At 47.4% G+C, this 17308-nt stretch carries 16 protein-coding genes and 1 riboswitch; of the genes, 12 read left to right on the top strand and 4 right to left on the bottom strand.

Annotation, left to right across the window (positions count from 1 at the left end; genetic code table 11):
• Positions 1-99 precede the first annotated feature (99 nt).
• From ACZLMD_RS03015 to thiD, 4 genes are all read left to right on the top strand, one after another.
• On the top strand, positions 100-1020 hold the full coding sequence (locus tag ACZLMD_RS03015; protein ID WP_482522785.1) for an exopolyphosphatase: 921 nt from the start codon (positions 100-102) through the stop codon (positions 1018-1020).
• Between the two features lie 187 nt (positions 1021-1207).
• The gene (locus ACZLMD_RS03010; protein ID WP_482522304.1) at positions 1208-2038 is read left to right on the top strand and encodes a hypothetical protein; all 831 of its coding nucleotides are present in this window, start codon (positions 1208-1210) and stop codon (positions 2036-2038) included.
• Between the two features lie 105 nt (positions 2039-2143).
• A riboswitch (TPP riboswitch) is annotated at positions 2144-2246 on the top strand.
• A 247-nt stretch (positions 2247-2493) separates the two neighbouring features.
• Positions 2494-3801, top strand: coding sequence for a phosphomethylpyrimidine synthase ThiC (thiC, locus tag ACZLMD_RS03005; protein ID WP_022305227.1), 1308 nt, complete (start codon positions 2494-2496; stop codon positions 3799-3801).
• 1 nt (position 3802) lies between these two features.
• The gene (thiD, locus tag ACZLMD_RS03000) at positions 3803-4681 is read left to right on the top strand and encodes a bifunctional hydroxymethylpyrimidine kinase/phosphomethylpyrimidine kinase (RefSeq protein ID WP_118559441.1); all 879 of its coding nucleotides are present in this window, start codon (positions 3803-3805) and stop codon (positions 4679-4681) included.
• Here thiD and ACZLMD_RS02995 read toward each other — a convergent pair.
• From ACZLMD_RS02995 to thiM, 3 genes are all read right to left on the bottom strand, one after another.
• Positions 4624-5259 carry an HAD family hydrolase gene (locus ACZLMD_RS02995; protein ID WP_482522784.1) on the bottom strand — a complete coding sequence of 212 codons (636 nt, stop codon included), beginning with the start codon at positions 5257-5259 and terminating at the stop codon, positions 4624-4626. The two genes, thiD and ACZLMD_RS02995, sit on opposite strands and share 58 nt — an antisense overlap.
• Positions 5256-5900 carry a thiamine phosphate synthase gene (gene thiE / locus ACZLMD_RS02990; RefSeq protein ID WP_482522783.1) on the bottom strand — a complete coding sequence of 215 codons (645 nt, stop codon included), beginning with the start codon at positions 5898-5900 and terminating at the stop codon, positions 5256-5258. Before thiE ends, ACZLMD_RS02995 begins: the two co-directional genes overlap by 4 nt.
• A 73-nt stretch (positions 5901-5973) precedes the next feature.
• Positions 5974-6813 carry a hydroxyethylthiazole kinase gene (gene thiM / locus ACZLMD_RS02985; protein WP_482522782.1) on the bottom strand — a complete coding sequence of 280 codons (840 nt, stop codon included), beginning with the start codon at positions 6811-6813 and terminating at the stop codon, positions 5974-5976.
• 256 nt (positions 6814-7069) lie between these two features.
• On the opposite strand from thiM, the gene ACZLMD_RS02980 reads away from it, so the two are divergent.
• The 4 genes from ACZLMD_RS02980 to ACZLMD_RS02965 all read left to right on the top strand — a co-directional run bounded on the left by ACZLMD_RS02980 (position 7070) and on the right by ACZLMD_RS02965 (position 10590).
• Complete coding sequence (locus tag ACZLMD_RS02980) at positions 7070-7726, top strand: DUF1653 domain-containing protein (protein WP_482522781.1); 657 nt, start codon at positions 7070-7072, stop codon at positions 7724-7726.
• The gene (locus tag ACZLMD_RS02975; protein ID WP_482522780.1) at positions 7723-8778 is read left to right on the top strand and encodes a hypothetical protein; all 1056 of its coding nucleotides are present in this window, start codon (positions 7723-7725) and stop codon (positions 8776-8778) included. The genes ACZLMD_RS02980 and ACZLMD_RS02975 overlap by 4 nt, the downstream gene beginning before the upstream one ends.
• A gap of 160 nt (positions 8779-8938) precedes the next feature.
• Positions 8939-10039, top strand: a complete 1101-nt coding sequence (gene recA / locus ACZLMD_RS02970) for a recombinase RecA (protein ID WP_482522126.1) — start codon at positions 8939-8941, stop codon at positions 10037-10039.
• 110 nt (positions 10040-10149) lie between these two features.
• On the top strand, positions 10150-10590 hold the full coding sequence (locus ACZLMD_RS02965) for a regulatory protein RecX (protein WP_118559370.1): 441 nt from the start codon (positions 10150-10152) through the stop codon (positions 10588-10590).
• A gap of 133 nt (positions 10591-10723) precedes the next feature.
• Here the strand turns inward: ACZLMD_RS02965 and ACZLMD_RS02960 are convergent, their stop codons facing one another.
• Positions 10724-11782 carry a CPBP family intramembrane glutamic endopeptidase gene (locus tag ACZLMD_RS02960; protein ID WP_482522779.1) on the bottom strand — a complete coding sequence of 353 codons (1059 nt, stop codon included), beginning with the start codon at positions 11780-11782 and terminating at the stop codon, positions 10724-10726.
• Between the two features lie 144 nt (positions 11783-11926).
• Between ACZLMD_RS02960 and ACZLMD_RS02955 the strand changes: the two genes are divergently transcribed.
• The 4 genes from ACZLMD_RS02955 to ACZLMD_RS02940 form a co-directional block, all read left to right on the top strand.
• Positions 11927-12802: a D-alanyl-D-alanine carboxypeptidase family protein gene (locus ACZLMD_RS02955; RefSeq protein ID WP_022305237.1), complete on the top strand. Its 876-nt coding sequence runs from the start codon at positions 11927-11929 to the stop codon at positions 12800-12802.
• Positions 12803-12847: 45 nt separating this feature from the next.
• Positions 12848-14140: a 3-phosphoshikimate 1-carboxyvinyltransferase gene (gene aroA / locus ACZLMD_RS02950; protein WP_482522778.1), complete on the top strand. Its 1293-nt coding sequence runs from the start codon at positions 12848-12850 to the stop codon at positions 14138-14140.
• Positions 14141-14216: 76 nt separating this feature from the next.
• Positions 14217-15983 (top strand): arginine--tRNA ligase, encoded by a 1767-nt coding sequence (gene argS / locus ACZLMD_RS02945; RefSeq protein ID WP_482522130.1) that lies wholly within the window; start codon positions 14217-14219, stop codon positions 15981-15983.
• A 33-nt stretch (positions 15984-16016) separates the two neighbouring features.
• A partial coding sequence (locus ACZLMD_RS02940) for an ATP-binding protein (protein ID WP_489495100.1) occupies positions 16017-17308 on the top strand: 1292 nt, incomplete at its 3' end.

Raw genomic sequence — 17308 nt, 5'->3', positions numbered from 1 at the left:
CATGAAAGAAGCCGTTTGCTGCGGTGTTTACAGGTGAGTTACGAGAGAATGGATCACCGCAGTGTATATGTGGGTTAACAAAGGAATGGAGGTATTATCATGAGGTTAGTAACCAGATCTGATTTTGATGGGTTAGCATGTGCGGCACTGTTAAAGGAAGCCGGGATCATTGATCATTGGAAGTTTGCACATCCGAAGGATCTGCAGGATGGTCTGATTGAGGTTACGGAGGATGATTGTCTGGCAAATGTTCCTTATGTGGAGGGCTGTGGTCTTTGGTTTGACCACCATTCCAGCGAGCATGAGAGACAGCAGTTAGCCGGCAAATATAAAGGAGAGAGTCGTCTGACTCCATCCTGTGCCAGAATTATTTATGAATATTATGGCGGTAAGGAGAAGTTTCCACAGTTTGATGAGATGATGGAGGCGGTGGACAAGGTAGACTCCGCCAATCTGACGATTGATGAGATCCTTCATCCGACCGGATGGATCCTGGTCGGATTTATTATGGATCCACGTACCGGTCTTGGGCGCTGGCGTAATTTCCGGATTCCGAACTATCAGCTAATGGAAGAATTGATCGACGCCTGCCGGACAATGACTACGGATCAGATCCTGGCACTGCCGGATGTGGTGGAACGTATTGAGATTTATCATGAGCAGTCTGAGAAGTTTCAGGAAATGGTCAAGGCACATACACACGTCGAGGGCAATGTGATCATATCCGATCTTCGCGGTGTTGATCCGATCTATTCCGGTAACCGTTTTATGATCTACAGCATGTATCCGGAACAGAATATTTCCTGCTGGATCGTAAACGGAAAGGGCGGTGCAGGATGTTCTGCAGCAGTTGGCTACAGCATTTTGAATAAGACCTCTAATGTCAATGTCGGAAGCCTGATGCTCAAGTACGGCGGTGGTGGTCATAAGGCAGTAGGAACCTGCCAGTTCTCCGATGAGAACATGGAGACGGAGCTTCCGAAGATGCTGCAGGAGCTGATTGCAATGTCGAATCAGTAATAATATAGCGGAATAAGATGCTGCAGGGGGCATATATTTTTCCCTCAACATCACAAGATAAAAGCAGGGACAGATTTTCCGGCAATCGAAAAGTTTGTCTCTGTTTTCCTGTTACCGACGAAACAGGAATGAAGACACTACGCCTGTGGAGTACGGCTGCGGGCTGAGAAAGGAATATCGGAATATTATGTTATTAATGTTAATGGTAGTTTTGTGCTACACGATCTGTTCGCTGAGTGATAAATATGCAGTTGCCAAGATTAAATTTAATGGTAATGAACTGACATTCCTGATGGCAGCAGCAACTGCGGTATTTATGACATTTACGTTGCCGTTTGTTGATACGCACGTTGTGTGGGGGCTGCCGGCAGTGGCAGCGATCCTTCTGTTGACCGCTTCCAAGATGCTGGAGTTTCAGATGTCAGCACTGATCCTTCGGGATATGTCGGCGTTTGAATTAAAGGCATGGCTTGGAATTTGCCTGTTTGCGTCCTATTTTACGGACATTGCCATGAAGACACAGGTGTTTTCGTGGGTGCGTCTTGCATTTATTGCAGTGACGGTAGTCGGCCTTATACTGATCGCACAGGCGGGCAGAAAAACCATTCATTATGGGAAAATTCTTCTTCCGCTCATTGTCTATCTGGCGGCGAAATACGGCTATGGTTTTGTGATCGCAGCGGCAGAGCCGTACATATCCTCAACAATGTGTCTTTATTTTGCATTGATCCTTCTTGCTCTGATCCTTTTACCGGTGGTACATCCGGTTCGGCTCTTTAAGGAAAAGAGAAACGGAGGTCTGTTTGTCGTTCTGACCAAGATTCCGAATGTTGCGGGTTTGCTTGGCGAGAATGCCGTGATCGCGGTAAGCCTTGCTAATTATTCCTTCATCCAGCCGATGATCCTTGTGGTGCTTTTCTTCTGGGGCATTGCCAGAAAAGAAGAGGAGCACGATCTTCTCAGTGTGCTGGGTGGAATTGTCTGTATTATCGGAATTGTGGGATTTCAGCTGTTATAATTTTGCAATTTTGTGCAGGTGTACATGAAATTGATAAATTGTAAATGAATGGATTCTTCTTTTGTATGCTTGACAGACAGCGTGACCCTCACTATACTAAAAGAGATAATTTGTCTGGGGAGCTGTTACGGCTGAGAGGGACGAAAGATGTCCGACCCATGAACCTGATTCGGATAATTCCGGCGTAGGAAGATAGATTTGCTTTGTATAACATCATATTCTTACAAATTACAGTGCTTCAGATGAATATATCCGGAGCACTTTTTGTATGGAAATGTGTCATCCGCGATATACGAAAATGCTCCCGGGCGTATGTTTATTTTATTATGAGTTACTCAAACTTCGCACAGCTATTATTAAAAATTAAAACGTGCACCATAATATTTTTATGACCACAGTTATATACTGAGTGCGCAAAGTCTGAGTCAGTTAAAAAGGAAGAAGTGAGGTAGATTATGGATTACACAACACAGATGGATGCAGCAAGGAAGAATATCATCACTCCGGAAATGGAGAAGGTTGCTGCCAAAGAGAAAATGGATGTGGAGGTACTTCGTGACCTGATCGCAAAGGGGCAGGCAATCATCCCGGCGAATAAGAACCACAAGGTACTTGAACCGAACGGAATCGGAAGTGCGCTTCGCACAAAGATCAATGTCAATCTTGGAACATCCCGTGACTGGACTGATCTTGACATGGAGATGGAAAAGGTCAAGAGTGCCGTTGATATGGGAGCAGAGGCGATCATGGACTTAAGCTCCAGCGGAGATACACAGAAGTTTCGCCGCAAGCTGACGGCAGAGTGTCCGGCAACGATCGGTACCGTACCGATTTATGATGCAGTCGTATATTATCACAAGGCATTAAAGGAGATCACCGCGAAGGAGTGGCTCGACATTGTCAGAATGCATGCGGAGGACGGCGTTGATTTCATGACGATCCACTGTGGCGTCAATAAGGAAACAGCACGTCATTTCCGTCAGGATAAACGTCTGATGAACATCGTATCCCGTGGCGGTTCCATCATTTATGCATGGATGGAGATGACCGGTAATGAGAATCCATTCTACGAGTATTATGATGAAGTGCTGGATATCTGCAGAGAATATGATGTTACGATGAGCCTTGGTGATGCATGTCGTCCGGGCTGTTTGAAGGATGCATCCGATGTTTCCCAGATTCAGGAGCTGATCACACTTGGTGAGCTGACAAGACGTGCCTGGGAAAAGGATGTTCAGGTTATGATCGAGGGACCGGGTCATATGCCGCTTGATCAGATCAAAGCGAATATGGAGATTCAGAAGACAATCTGTAAGGGAGCACCATTTTATGTACTTGGACCTCTCGTTACGGATATTGCACCGGGCTATGATCATATTACTTCTGCAATCGGTGGGGCAATCGCAGCAACTTATGGCGCATCCTTCCTGTGCTATGTAACACCGGCTGAGCACCTGCGTTTGCCGGATCTGAACGATGTAAAGGAAGGAATCATTGCTTCCAAGATCGCAGCGCATGCCGCTGATATTGCGAAGGGACTTCCGGGTGCAAGAGACTGGGATGATGAGATGGCAGCAGCCCGCCGCGCCCTTGACTGGGAGAAGACCTTTGAGCTTTCGATTGATCCGGAGAAGGCGAGAAGATACCGTGCCGAGGCAGCTCCGGAGAAGGAGGATACCTGCTCTATGTGTGGTAACTTCTGTGCAGTAAAGAATATGAACAAGATTTTGGACGGGGAGATTGTATCAATTTTCGATGAATAAAATGAAAAAATTATCGGTTGTATTGACAATTGCCGGTTCGGATTCAAGTGGAGGCGCCGGAATACAGGCAGATTTAAAGACAATGTCTGCATTTGGTGTATACGGTATGAGTGTGATCACGGCAGTGACGGCACAAAACACATGCGGTGTGACCGGCGTGCAGAGCGTAACCGGCGAAATGATTCGTCTGCAGTTGGAAGCGGTGCTTAAGGATATTAAGCCGGATGCCGTTAAGATCGGCATGCTTTCTACCGCAGAAGCTGTGGAGGCGGTGGCTGATCTGCTTGAAGAATATCAGCCCTCCCATATTGTATTAGATCCGGTCATGGTATCGACGAGCGGACGATGTCTTCTGGAGCCGGAAGGGGAACGTTTGATGCTGGAACGACTGTTTCCGATGGCTGAGCTTGTGACGCCCAACATTCCGGAGATACAGGCGATTCTTGCAGGGACGATCCAGACTGAAGAGGAACATTTACAGAGCAGTGAACCGGTACCGGAGAACTGCATCACAACCGTCTTCGACATGGAAGCTGCGGCGAAGAAGCTGTGGCAGCGATATAGCTGTCAGGTACTCTTAAAGGGCGGTCATATGCAGCAGGCAGCGGATGATCTGTTATATGTGGGTGAACCGGTATGGTTTCCGGCAGAGCGCATTGAATGCAGCAATACACACGGGACCGGTTGCACCCTGTCCTCTGCGATCGCAAGCGGACTTGCGCTTGGTTACTCATTGGAAGAATCCGTGGGACGTGCCAAGGAATATGTGCGCGGTGCCATGTCCACAGGACTTGAACTGGGTCATGGAAACGGACCGCTTGATCATGGCTGGAATACATCATCGGCTGTGTTTACACAGTCCTCCCAGTCTGCGCGGTAGGTTTCCTCCGGAACAGCATAAACATAACATCCGGCTTCTTTGGCAGCATGGATGGCATAAGGAGCATCCTCGAAGACAACCGTATTCGAAGGTGGTACCTGATAAAGATCACATACATACTTGTAAATATCGCCGGTGCGTTTACCGAGACCGATTTCAAAGCTGGTATGTATGTCCTTAAAATAGGACAGTATTCCAAGACGTCGAAAGGCATTCTCAGCGCAGTCGCGCTCTGAGGTTGTCAGGACGCAGAGGATACTGTCCTTTTTGGTGGACAGATTTTTCAGTAAAGAAAGTACCCCGGGTTTTAATGGGATCTGCAGCCGGTAAGAATCATGGATCAATTGCATGACATCATGATTGATCGAGGCAATGTCTCCGGAGACGCCGAGTGTCCGGAAATAGGCAGCGGATTCATCCATTGTCATTGTTTCGATGATGTCCTCCAGATTCTCAGGAGGCTGGATCTGCCTGGACAGCAGAAAGCTGCGTCCAAGGTGTGTCCATTCTCCCATGGAATCAAGAAGCGTCCCATCCATGTCGAAAATATAAAGTCCGGCTTCTTTTATGGTATTCATGAGAGTATCTCCTTTGTGCGTGCGAGCAGTTCTTTCGTGGCGATTCCGGGATCCGGTTGACCGAAGATGGCAGAGATCACAGAGATGCCGTCAATGCCTGTTCCGGCAAGCTTTGTCAGATTATCGGCATTGATTCCGCCAATAGCGACAACAGGGATGGAAACGGTATCAGTGATCTGCTTCAGCTCCTCAAAGGTAACCGGGATATGATCTGCCTTCGTATCGGTTGGGAATACGGCACCGACGCCGATATAGTCTGCACCTGCCTTCTCGGCGGCAACCGCTTCCTCGAGTGTGCTGGCGGAAATACCGATGATCTTATCCGGTCCGAGGATTTGTCTGGCTTTCTGATATTCCATATCGCTCTGACCAATGTGGACGCCATCGGCATCAATTTCTTTGGCGGCGTAAATATCATCGTTGATGACGAACGGAACCCGATACCTGGCAGCAATTTCTTTGATCTCCATTGCTTCCTGTACCATTTCTTCATGGGAAAATTCTTTTTCGCGAAGCTGCAGAAACGTCGCTCCGTTTTTGAGAACGTTTTCTACAACATCGGCAAGACGGCTGCCGTTTAACCAGTAACGATCAGTGATCGCATATAAGGTAAGTGCATCATTTCTTAATGGATATGACATTTTTATCTCCTTTTGTTATCTGAATTTATGATAGGATGTTTTGAATTCGACGATGCCACGGATTGTATCAGTGTTATACGCGCTCGATCTTAGCTCCCTTTAAGAAGGTTTCGTAGTCCATTCTGCTCATATAATCGATGAGGAAGGTGCGCAAAGAACCGGTGCCGCCTTCTGTCCGGACAGTTTTTTCGTAGGCAAGCTCACCGGCATAGCCGTAAGCGGCAATTGCTGTTGCAGTAGCCTCGAGAGCCTTATAAGGGTTGGCGGATACAAAGACACCGATCGCACTGGTCAGCATGCAGCCGGTACCGGTAATGCGTGACATCATAGGATGACCATTGCGGATCAGATAAGCAGTGTCTGCGTTGGCAACAACATCGATCGGACCGCTGATGGCGATCACAGAGCAGGTGATGGCACTGATCTTTTTGGCGTATTCTGCAATTTCATAAATGTTATCCTCGTTTGCAAGATCCTCATTGGCAGCATCTACGCCCTTGGCGTGGGAACTCTTGTCACCAACATATTTGATCTCGGAGATATTGCCGCGGATTACGGTGAAACGGATGCTGTTCATCAGATTTTCCAGAACGGCGTTGCGGCGGTGTGCGGCTCCGGCTCCAACCGGATCAAAAATGACAGGATGCTCGATTTCGTTGTTCTTGCGTCCCATACGCAGCATGGACTCCTCCAGAAATCCGCCGGTGTTACCCATATTGATCACGCAGCCGTTGCAGCCTGCGGAGATATCGGCAACTTCCTCCGGATCATCTGCCATAGTTGGAGAGCCGCCGCATGCCAGCGTCATATTGGCGCAGTCGGTTGCGGTGATGTAGTTGGAAATATTGTGTACAACCGGAGCAACTGTTTTGATGTTGTCAAAGATTTCTTTTGCCTGTTCTGTAATATTCATAATATGTTTCCTTTCTGATGCGGCAGTAAAAGGACTGCGCTGCTTGTATTCTGATAAAAAAACGACAGAAAAAGAATCATACCCGCGGTGGTATGCCCCTTCTTCTGCCGTTCGACAAAATCTGAATCCAGTATATCATAGCGATCGAAAAAGTCAAGCATATGTGCGTGTGTTTGCGGCAGGATGCAGACAGCAAAAAGAAATTGATAATCATTGCAAAACATCCTATAATGAGAGAAGACAGGAGGGGAAAGCGATGAATCAGAACAGACCGGTGCCGGGAGCATTTTATCGGCATTTTAAAGGGAATATATATCAGGTACGCACGATTGCAAAGCATTCGGAGAGCGGAGAGGAAATGGTGGTGTATCAGGCGATGTATCCGCCGTTTGAGACATGGGTAAGACCATTGTCCATGTTTACAGACAGGCTTGACAGAACGCGTTATCCGGAGGCGGCGCAGGAGTATCGTTTTGTGGAGGTACGTTTTCAGAAGGAAGACGGTGATAGTGTGTTCCGGTCACAAAATAAATCTGTCCCGGAAAACGGACAGACCGATTCCGGACAATTGCAGGAAAGCAGTAGAAAGGAAATGATGGCAGAACCGGTCAGCGATGAAGAATTACGGGAAATTCTGATCAATGATCAGGGAGAGAAAAGGCTGACCGGGAGAATGCCGGAGGAGGAGATTGCAAGGAGAGGTTTCCTTGCACTTCTGGATGCGGAGACATACCGCGAGAAACGGCAGATTCTTACCGGTATGCGTGATTATATCAATGAGCTTTATCTGAATAATCTGGCGGCGGCACTTGATATTGTGCTGGAGGAAGGATCTTCACAGGAGCACTATGATACGCTTCTTCATTGTCTGGAGACATATGAGAAGTATGAGGGGGGAAGACTGCGGCGATGATGAATAAGATTCTGCATACGATGTTTTATGGCAGTGCCAAAGCAAGAGTATTTTTGTGGTCGATCGTTATCATGGGACTTGCTGCGGTTTTGTTTGGCGTACTTGCGGCAGTGCTTGGATCCTTTGCGTTCGGAACGGGAGCCTTTGTCTGCGCGCTGTCGGCATTTGTGACATCACAGTCAGCCTCACTGACCGAGATTGAGCGCAGCGACCGCAGGCGCAGGGAGAAGCTGTCTGCTAAAGGAGTCGAAGGATTGGATGCATCCGGCGAAATGCAGGAGGGACAGGAAGACCGCGAAAAGGAAGAGGAGAAGAAGCAAAAGGAACAGGAGAAAGAAAAGCTTCAGTACTTATCTTCCTTTAATGCGCGTAAGTTTAAAAAACTTGCCAAAGAGCATCAGGTGAAGCAGAAGCATGTGTTTGCGATGGTCGATTCTTATCCGGCGGAGAAAATACAACAGGCACCGGCAATCGTCTGGCGGACGGATCATTATCTGCATCTTCTGATCATGGACCGCAGTGCCAGAGAGTTTAAGATTCCTTTTAATGATATTAAGGGCGTGCATTATCATAAAAATATGCCGGCAGATCCCGAACAGGATTATCTGGCATTTCAATATTCCGGTTTCATGACGGGCGTATATAAGCCGTATCTGCCGGAATATAAGCAAAATACAAAAAACGGACATATCGTATATGTGAAGAATCTGTTTACGATCCATCCGGGAATTTCATTTACCAATACCTCTATGAAGGGGATTTTCAGTATTCTGACAAGAGCACCGTTTCTTGTGGATGATGCGGTGAATACCTCCGGACGGTTTGATGAATATTTTAAAGATATCTATCGTTATGGCATTTTATGCAAGAATAATGTTTATACGTTGGAGGAGTACCGTCAGAAAATGGAAAGTGTACTGGAGGAGCTTGTGGAGGCACCGGTCACCAGAGATCAGTTTTTCAGGACGCTGAATGCGATGAACAACTATCATCTGATCACGCAGGAGTATGTGACGAAATATACGCAGAAGTATGTTATGAAGCATAACTAAAAATTTTATGAAAAATATAAGGAAACTGTAAAAATAATTGTAGCGGGCATAAAATTATGATAAGATTTGACCACCTGAAATATTTACTGTTGACAGCAGTCCGAAAATAGTTTATGCTTAATGAATAAGAACACTTGTTCGTAAGAAAGTGAGGAAGATTATGGCAAAGGAAATTAAGATCGATGAGAATAAACGAAAGGCACTGGAGTCTGCTGTTGCACAGATCGAGAAGGCATACGGCAAGGGCTCGGTGATGAAGCTCGGTGACAATACCCATATGAACGTGGAGACATTCCCGACAGGTTCTCTGGGGCTGGATCTTGCACTTGGAGTAGGAGGTATTCCGAAAGGAAGAGTTGTGGAGATCTACGGTCCTGAGGGAGGTGGTAAGACCACGGTAGCACTTCATATTGTAGCAGAGGTGCAGAAGCTTGGCGGTATCGCCGGATTTATTGATGCGGAGCATGCGCTGGATCCTGTCTATGCGAAGCGGATCGGCGTTGACATTGACAATTTATACATATCCCAGCCGGACAATGGAGAACAGGCTCTGGAGATCACGGAGACGATGGTTCGTTCCGGGGCGATCGACATTATTATTGTTGACTCTGTGGCGGCACTTGTACCGAAGGCTGAGATCGAGGGAGATATGGGCGATTCCCATGTGGGTCTGCAGGCGCGACTGATGTCACAGGCTCTTCGTAAGCTGACCGGTATCATTGGTAAGACAAGCTGTACCGTTATCTTTATCAACCAGCTCCGTGAGAAGGTCGGTGTGATGTTTGGTAATCCGGAGACGACAACCGGTGGACGGGCGCTCAAGTATTATTCTTCTGTTCGCCTGGAGGTACGTCGTGGTGAGGTGATCAAGAAGGACGGAGAGGCTATTGGAAACCGAGCTAAGATCAAGGTTGTTAAGAATAAGGTAGCACCTCCATTCCGTGAGGCTGAGGTGGATCTTGTCTATGGCATTGGCATTTCCAGAGAGGGAGATATTCTTGATCTGGCTGCCAATGACAATATTATCAATAAGAGTGGTGCATGGTATGCATACAATGGGAATAAGATCGGTCAGGGTCGTGAGAATGCAAAGCAGTTCTTAAAGGAGCATCCGGATATCATGAAGGAAGTCGAGGACAAGGTTCGCGCTAAGAGAATCCCGTCCGCAGATGGCTCAGAGGATGCGGATGCAGTGGCAGAGCAGAATGATGCCGCACCGGCAGACGCACAGGATAAGGCTGGCGCACCGAAGGGAAAGTAAGTCTGACAGGACAGATTATCTTAAGGGAAGGCAATGAGGGGAGTCAGACCGGACAGCGCTGCCGAGTCCGGGGGGAAGCCGTGAAAGCACGATAAGGACGGAGCGTATTAATGCAGGACGAATCATTAGAAGCCAAGAAGAAGGCGATGTCTCTTTTGAAGTATATGGATCGGACCGAGTGGCAGCTTCGTGACAAGCTGTCGTTGAAGGGATTTTCCGAGGGAGCCATTGAAGAGGCAATCGAGTATGTCAAGTCGTTTCATTATCTGGATGATTACAGATATGCCGTTCATTTTGTAGAGTTCCATCATGAACAGCGGAGCAGACAGAGGCTGCGGCAGGATCTGTATCAGCGCCATGTGCCGGAGGAGTATATTGATCTGGCGATAGAGAACGTATGTGAGAATGATGACGCTGCGTTGCAGACAGCGCTGCGCAAGCTCACGCATGGAGAGACTGAGTTTTCCTATGAGGAGAAGCAGAAGATTGCCGGGAAGTTATACCGGAAGGGCTTTCGACTTGGAGATATCAAGAAGGCGTTGGACATGTAAGCAGAAAGCCGCCGCAGTTGATGACGGCGATGGAATAAAATAAACGGACCGAAGAGAATGAATTTTCTTTGGTCCGTTTGTTTTAAATGTATAGGAAACCCGGAGTGTTCCGATCTGCTTGTACCGGCTCCTGTCAGAAGAACAGACACATCGCAAGATAACCGCAGCCCCAGTGGAGCAGTGCACAGCCCCAGATATCCTTCTGACGTTCAAAGATTGCACCAAGTGCAAGGCTTAACAGGAATGCACCCAGCATGAAATAGAAACCAAAGGGCAGATGCATCAGGGAGAATAACAGAGAGGTCAGGAAGATGCTGAGCTGCTTCTGGTATTTCACATGCAGCAGGGATTTTACGCTCTTCTGGATCACTCCACGGGCGAGAAATTCCTGAATAAATGCAGTGAAGATATAAATGTATGCACCTTGCAGAGAGCCACCGATAAAGTAGCCCTTGATCTTTATGCCGGCAAGCGACAGGATAAGCTTTGCAAGGATGATCACCAGACAGGAGATCATGCCGGTGGTAAGTGTCTCTTTGAGGTTGGTACGGAATCGGGAGATGTTTGGAATCAGACCGATCTCCCTTAAGGAAAACCTCGTACAAAATGCAATTTCAAGAAACAGCACAAAGGTGATGACCTCGATCATCAGAGTATAGTCGTGTGTTGTCAGCGGAATGTGCAGGGTGAAGCGACAGAAGCTCCAGGCTGCCAGATATATACTGATACATAGGATCAGACCGGCAAAGATATAGGCACAGTCATGGTCATGCTGCTGAAGAAGCTGGCTGTCTGTGACATCTTCGATCAGAACGATCATTCCCTGAAATGGTTCCTTTCGCCGGATTGATGTATTTTCCTGCTGCATCAGGCTGATATCGATGGTCAGATAGGAGCTGTCCTTTACATCTGTGGGAGTATATTTCACTGTTGTTTTATCGGTGAGCTGTCCCTTTTCCATACTGTTTTTGAACAGCTTATTGAATGCGCGGTTCTTCTTGTCCTGCAGGAACAGATCCGTAAAGGAGCTGCGGATCACGTCCGGCGCAGAGACATGAAGGAGCTTGGCACAGGCTGAATTCATATATGTAATGATACCGTCTTCGTTGACCATCAGGACACCATCGCTCATATTTTCGAATATCAGATCTGTCTGCTCTTTTGTGAGAAGTCCGTCTATAGGGTTTGACATATGATCACCCATCCTTTCTGTGTTATAGAATAATGTATCACATTTGACGGATAGCGTAAATGAAAATTATGTGTTATAATATTTGGCTAGGATCAAAAAGGAAGAAAAAGTGCATTAGAGATATGTACGGAAATGAGGATGGAGATGAAGAATACAAGAAAGTGTATCGTATTCCTGCTTGTTCTGTCGATGTTGACAACAATTGTCCCGACAGCCAAAGCACAGGCAGCAGCAAAACCCAAGACAACGTCGCATGCATATTACATGATCGATGCCGGAAGTGGCAAAAAGATTCTGTCGAGTAATGCGAACAAAAGGATATATCCGGCAAGCACAGTAAAGCTGCTGACTGCATTGACAGTTTTGGAGTATTCAGGAACAGATGAAGAGATCAAATATACCAAAAAGATCCGCAGAATGGTTCCGTCCGATGCTTCTGCATTGAACTTGAAGACGGGCAGAACCTATACGGTAGAGCAGTATCTTCATATGCTTTTGATCGTATCTGATGCAGGCTCTGCAGTGGCTCTCGCACAGGGAACTGCAGGAAGTCAGAAGGATTTCGTGGTGTGGATGAATGAGAAGGCGAAGGCTCTTGGCATGATGCACAGCCATTTTGACAATCCGATCGGGCTGGACAAGGGGAGCGGATATTACGGAACCTATACGACGGCAGCTGATTTTATCAAAGTGTCGAAGGCGGCCATGGAGAATCCTGTGATCAAAAGAATCGTAGCAAAGCATAAGTACCGTGTACAGCCGGTTGGTGTTAAGAAATCATTTGTGATCGAGAGTACCAATGCATTTTATAGTGACTACAAGAAGATGGTCAAGAATAAGAAATATAAGATCATCGGCAGTAAGACAGGAACGACGCGTGCAGCAGGACACTGTCTTGTGGCAACAGCCGTTGACAAAAAGGGCAATACTGTGATCTGTGCTTTTTATGGAAAGGGCGATCATAAACAGCTCTATAAGGATATCAGGAAGCTTCTTGACTACGCATTTGCTACATATTGATCCTTTATGGATCCAGTGATCTTTATATAATCGGGGAGATTTGACATGCAGACATATCAGGGAAAGAAATTACCATACCACTCTAATCTGATGGTCACTGTGCCGGGTTCCAAAAGCATCACCAACAGAGCACTGCTTCTCGCGGCACTTGCTGAGGGAAGATCTATCTTGGACGGTGTATTGTTCAGTGATGATTCGAATGTGTTTTTGCAGGCACTGCGTGATCTGGGTTTTACCGTAGAGGTAGATGAAAAGGCGCTCAGAGTAGCATTGCAGGGAATGGGCGGAAGAGTACCGCGGAGCAATGCGAATATTTATGTGGGAAGTGCCGGAACGGCGGCAAGATTCCTGACAGCGATGACAGCAATGACGGTGGGAAAGTTTCGGCTGGATGCTTCCGCGCAGATGAAGAAACGGCCGATGAAAGAGCTTTTTGATGCACTCACAGAGCTTGGAGCCGGTGTTCATTATCTGTGCGATGAAGGTACGTTTCCGGTTTATGTGACCGGGATCGGTCATCGGCAGGAGCGGGGAGAGTTATCCTTAAATATTGACAGGAGCAGCCAGTTTTTAAGCGCACTTCTGATGACAGCACCGTCTCACTTTGATGATATGACGATCCACCTGACCGGACAGAGAAGTGCTTTGTCTTATGTACGGATGACAGAGCAGATGATGAGACAGTTTGGCCATGCAGGTGTCGAGCAGGAATCCGAACGCTGCTACAGAGTGGAAGGCAGAAAGGGATATCGGGCGCAGAATTATACAGTGGAGCCGGATGTTTCCGCCGCCTGTTATTTCTATGCGATGGCGGCGATCACGGGAAGTACCTGCTGTGTAAGGAACATGCGGCAGGATTCCCTGCAGGGTGATATGAAGTTTCTGAGTGTTTTAGAACAGATGGGATGCCGGCTGGACTGGCGGGATGGAGAGCTGTTCTTAACAGGACCGGAGCCGGGCAGTCTGCATGGTGTGGATGTGGACATGAGCGATTTTTCGGATCAGACATTGACCCTTGCGGCGATTGCACCATATGCGGACAGTCCGGTGTGCATTCGCAATGTCGGACATATCCGTGGGCAGGAATGTGACAGGCTGCATGCAATCTGTGAGAATATGGAGCGGCTGCGGGTTCGTTTTGAGGAGCGTGAGGATGGAGTTACCATTTATCCGGATGAACCTCAGCCGGCAGAGATAGAGACCTATCAGGATCACCGCGTGGCAATGGCGTTTGCCGTGACAGGTGTGCGTACAGAGGGCATTGTGATCCGTGACCCGATGTGCTGTCGTAAGACCTTCGAGAATTATTTTCAATTGCTGGATGAAATTACCGGCTGATATATAAAGCGTTCTTTCCAAAGCGCACCGGGAGGGGACGACAGAGAAGAACATGTGCGCAGAAAAGAGGATGATCATGAAGAATATAATAACATTATTACAGGAAGAACTTAGTGCAGCTTTTGAGAAAGCTGGTTATGAGCAGAAATATGCAAAGGTAACATTGTCGAACAGACCGGATCTTTGCCAGTATCAGTGTAATGGTGCTCTTGCAGCGGCAAAGCAGTATCACAAGGCACCGATCCAAATTGCCAATGAGGTTGTGGAGAAGCTGGAAGACAGCAGTACCTTCAAGGAAATTGTGGCACAGATGCCGGGCTTTATCAATATGACAGTCAGCGATGCATTTCTCGCAGATTTTGTCAACCATATGAACGAGGACGAGCTGTTTGGCTGCGACAAAGCAGACAAGCCGGAGATGATCGTGATCGATTATGGCGGAGCTAATGTCGCAAAGCCGCTTCATGTCGGGCATCTCCGTTCTGCCGTGATCGGTGAGAGTATTAAGAGAACAGCACGCTATCTTGGTCATAAGGTGGTTGGTGATGTTCATCTTGGCGACTGGGGACTGCAGATCGGTCTGATCATTACAGAGTTAAAGCACCGTCAGCCGGAGCTTGTCTATTTTGAAGAGAACTATGATGGAGAATATCCGACAGAGCCGCCGTTTACGATGTCTGATCTCGAGGAGATCTATCCGTATGCCAGCGGTTATTCCAAGGAGCATGAGGATTATAAGGAGGAAGCACAGACCGCAACTGCAGAGCTGCAGGCAGGCAGAAGAGGTTATCTGGCACTGTGGCAGCATATTATCAATGTATCTGTCGCTGATCTCCGTAAGATCTACACCCGCCTGAACGTAGAGTTCGACCTGTGGAAGAAGGAGTCTGATGCACAGCCGTACATTCCGCAGATGGTACAGGATATGAAGGATGGCGGATATGCACATATTGATCAGGGAGCTCTGGTCGTTGACGTGCAGGAAGAGAGCGATACCAAGGAGATCCCACCATGTATGATCCTTAAGTCAAACGGTGCGACCTTATACAATACAACAGATCTTGCTACAATTGTAGAACGAAGAAAGCTGTTTGATCCAAGCCGCATCATTTATGTGGTTGATAAGCGTCAGTCCCTGTATTTCGAGCAGGTATTCCGCTGCGCAAGAAAGACACAGATCATCGGGGATGATGTTGATCTGATCTTTGTCGGCTTCGGCACGATGAACGGCAAGGACGGCAAGCCGTTTAAGACGCGTGACGGCGGAGTGCTTCGCCTGGAACAGCTTCTGAGCGATGTTGAGTCAGAGGTGCGCGAGAAGATGGCGGACCGTGACATGGACGAGGACGTATTAAACGACGCTGCGGCTAAGATCGGTCTTGCAGCGATCAAATACGGTGATCTCAGCAATCAGGCATCCAAGGATTATGTCTTTGATGTGGATCGTTTCACATCCTTCGAGGGCAATACAGGACCATATATTCTTTACACGATCGTCAGAACAAAGTCGTTAAATGCAAAGATTGAGGCACAGGGAATCAACGTAGACGGGGATGCCAGGATCCTTCCGGCACAGAACAAGACGGTTACCGACGTGATGCTTGCCCTGTCCAAATGGAGTGATACGGTCAGTGCCGCTTATCAGGAGCAGGCACCGCATAAGATCTGCCAGTTTGTATATGAGCTTTGTGATGCATACAACAAGTTCTACCATGAGAACAAGATCCTGGCAAACGAGGACGTACAGGAGAGACAGTCGTGGATCGTGCTGAGCAGACTGGTTGGAAGTGTATTGGAGCAGGCGATTGATCTGCTGGGGCTGGAAGCACCGGACAGAATGTAATATTTTCGTGAGAAAGGCATAGGTAATACTACAATGTATCGTTTAACATCAAATCTTGTAATTTACAGAAATTTTGGAGAAGAGAATAATATTTTATATTCTCTGGCTGATATCTGTGAGAAGTTTTACTCCGGTGATTATGTGAAGGAAGAGCTGATCACGGAGATTTATGCGCAGATCAACCGGCTGCTGGATATCTCCACCCGCTACGGTTTTGACAAAAATCTGTGGCACAATTATCTGGCATTCCTGCTGGCAATGAATGAGAATCCGTTTTCCATAGTATCCGAGAAGGTGGGCTCCAATGATGGAACGGTTAACGTGTTTGCAAGAAATGATTTTCATATTTTCAAGCAGCTTTTTGACTATGACTTTGGACCGATCGAGTTGGAGCTTGGTATTTCCTGCTTCTCCACGATCTTAAATTACAAGGCAATCGTGAAGAGCGAGCAGATCTACAATAAGAGTGTCAGCGAAAAGGTGCAGGAGTTGAGCGCGCAGATCGAGCAGGCATCCGGAGAGGAAGAGATATACGAGGTGGTAACCGGCTTCTACAAGAAATACGGAGTTGGCAAGTTCGGTCTCAACAAGGCATTCCGCATCAGCAATGATAAGGAATATGGTCTGTTAAGTCCGATCACGACGACCGGAGATATGATGCTTGATGACCTGATCGGCTATGAGCAGCAGAAGCAGAAACTGATCGAGAATACAGAGGCATTTGTGGCGGGCAGAAAGGCGAATAATGTCCTGCTTTTCGGCGATGCAGGTACCGGTAAATCTACCAGTGTGAAGGCAATCCTGAACCAGTATTACGGCAGGGGACTTCGCATGATCGAGGTGTACAAGCATCAGTTTAAGGATCTTTCCTCCGTGATCGCGCAGATCAAGAATAGAAATTACCGATTTATCATATATATGGATGACTTGTCTTTTGAAGAGTTTGAGATCGAGTATAAGTATTTGAAGGCTGTGATCGAAGGTGGTCTGGAGACGAAACCGGATAATATCTTGATTTATGCGACCTCCAACCGCCGTCATCTGATCCGTGAGACGTGGAGTGACCGCTCCGATATGTCGCAGGATGAGCTGCATCGTTCCGACACGATGCAGGAAAAGTTATCTCTGGTGGCACGTTTTGGTGTGACAATCGGTTATTACAGACCGTCACAGCAGGAATATTTTGATATTGTTCTGCAGCTTGCAAAACGTTATCCGGAGATCACCTTGTCGGAGGAAGAACTGAAGCTGAAGGCAAATCAATGGGAGCTGAGCCATGGGGGAATATCAGGAAGAACGGCACAGCAGTTTATTAATCACCTGGC

Source organism: Jutongia sp., assembly GCF_057878315.1.
The sequence above is the reverse complement of the archived record's forward strand: the minus strand, read 5'-3'. Positions and strand labels throughout refer to the sequence as shown.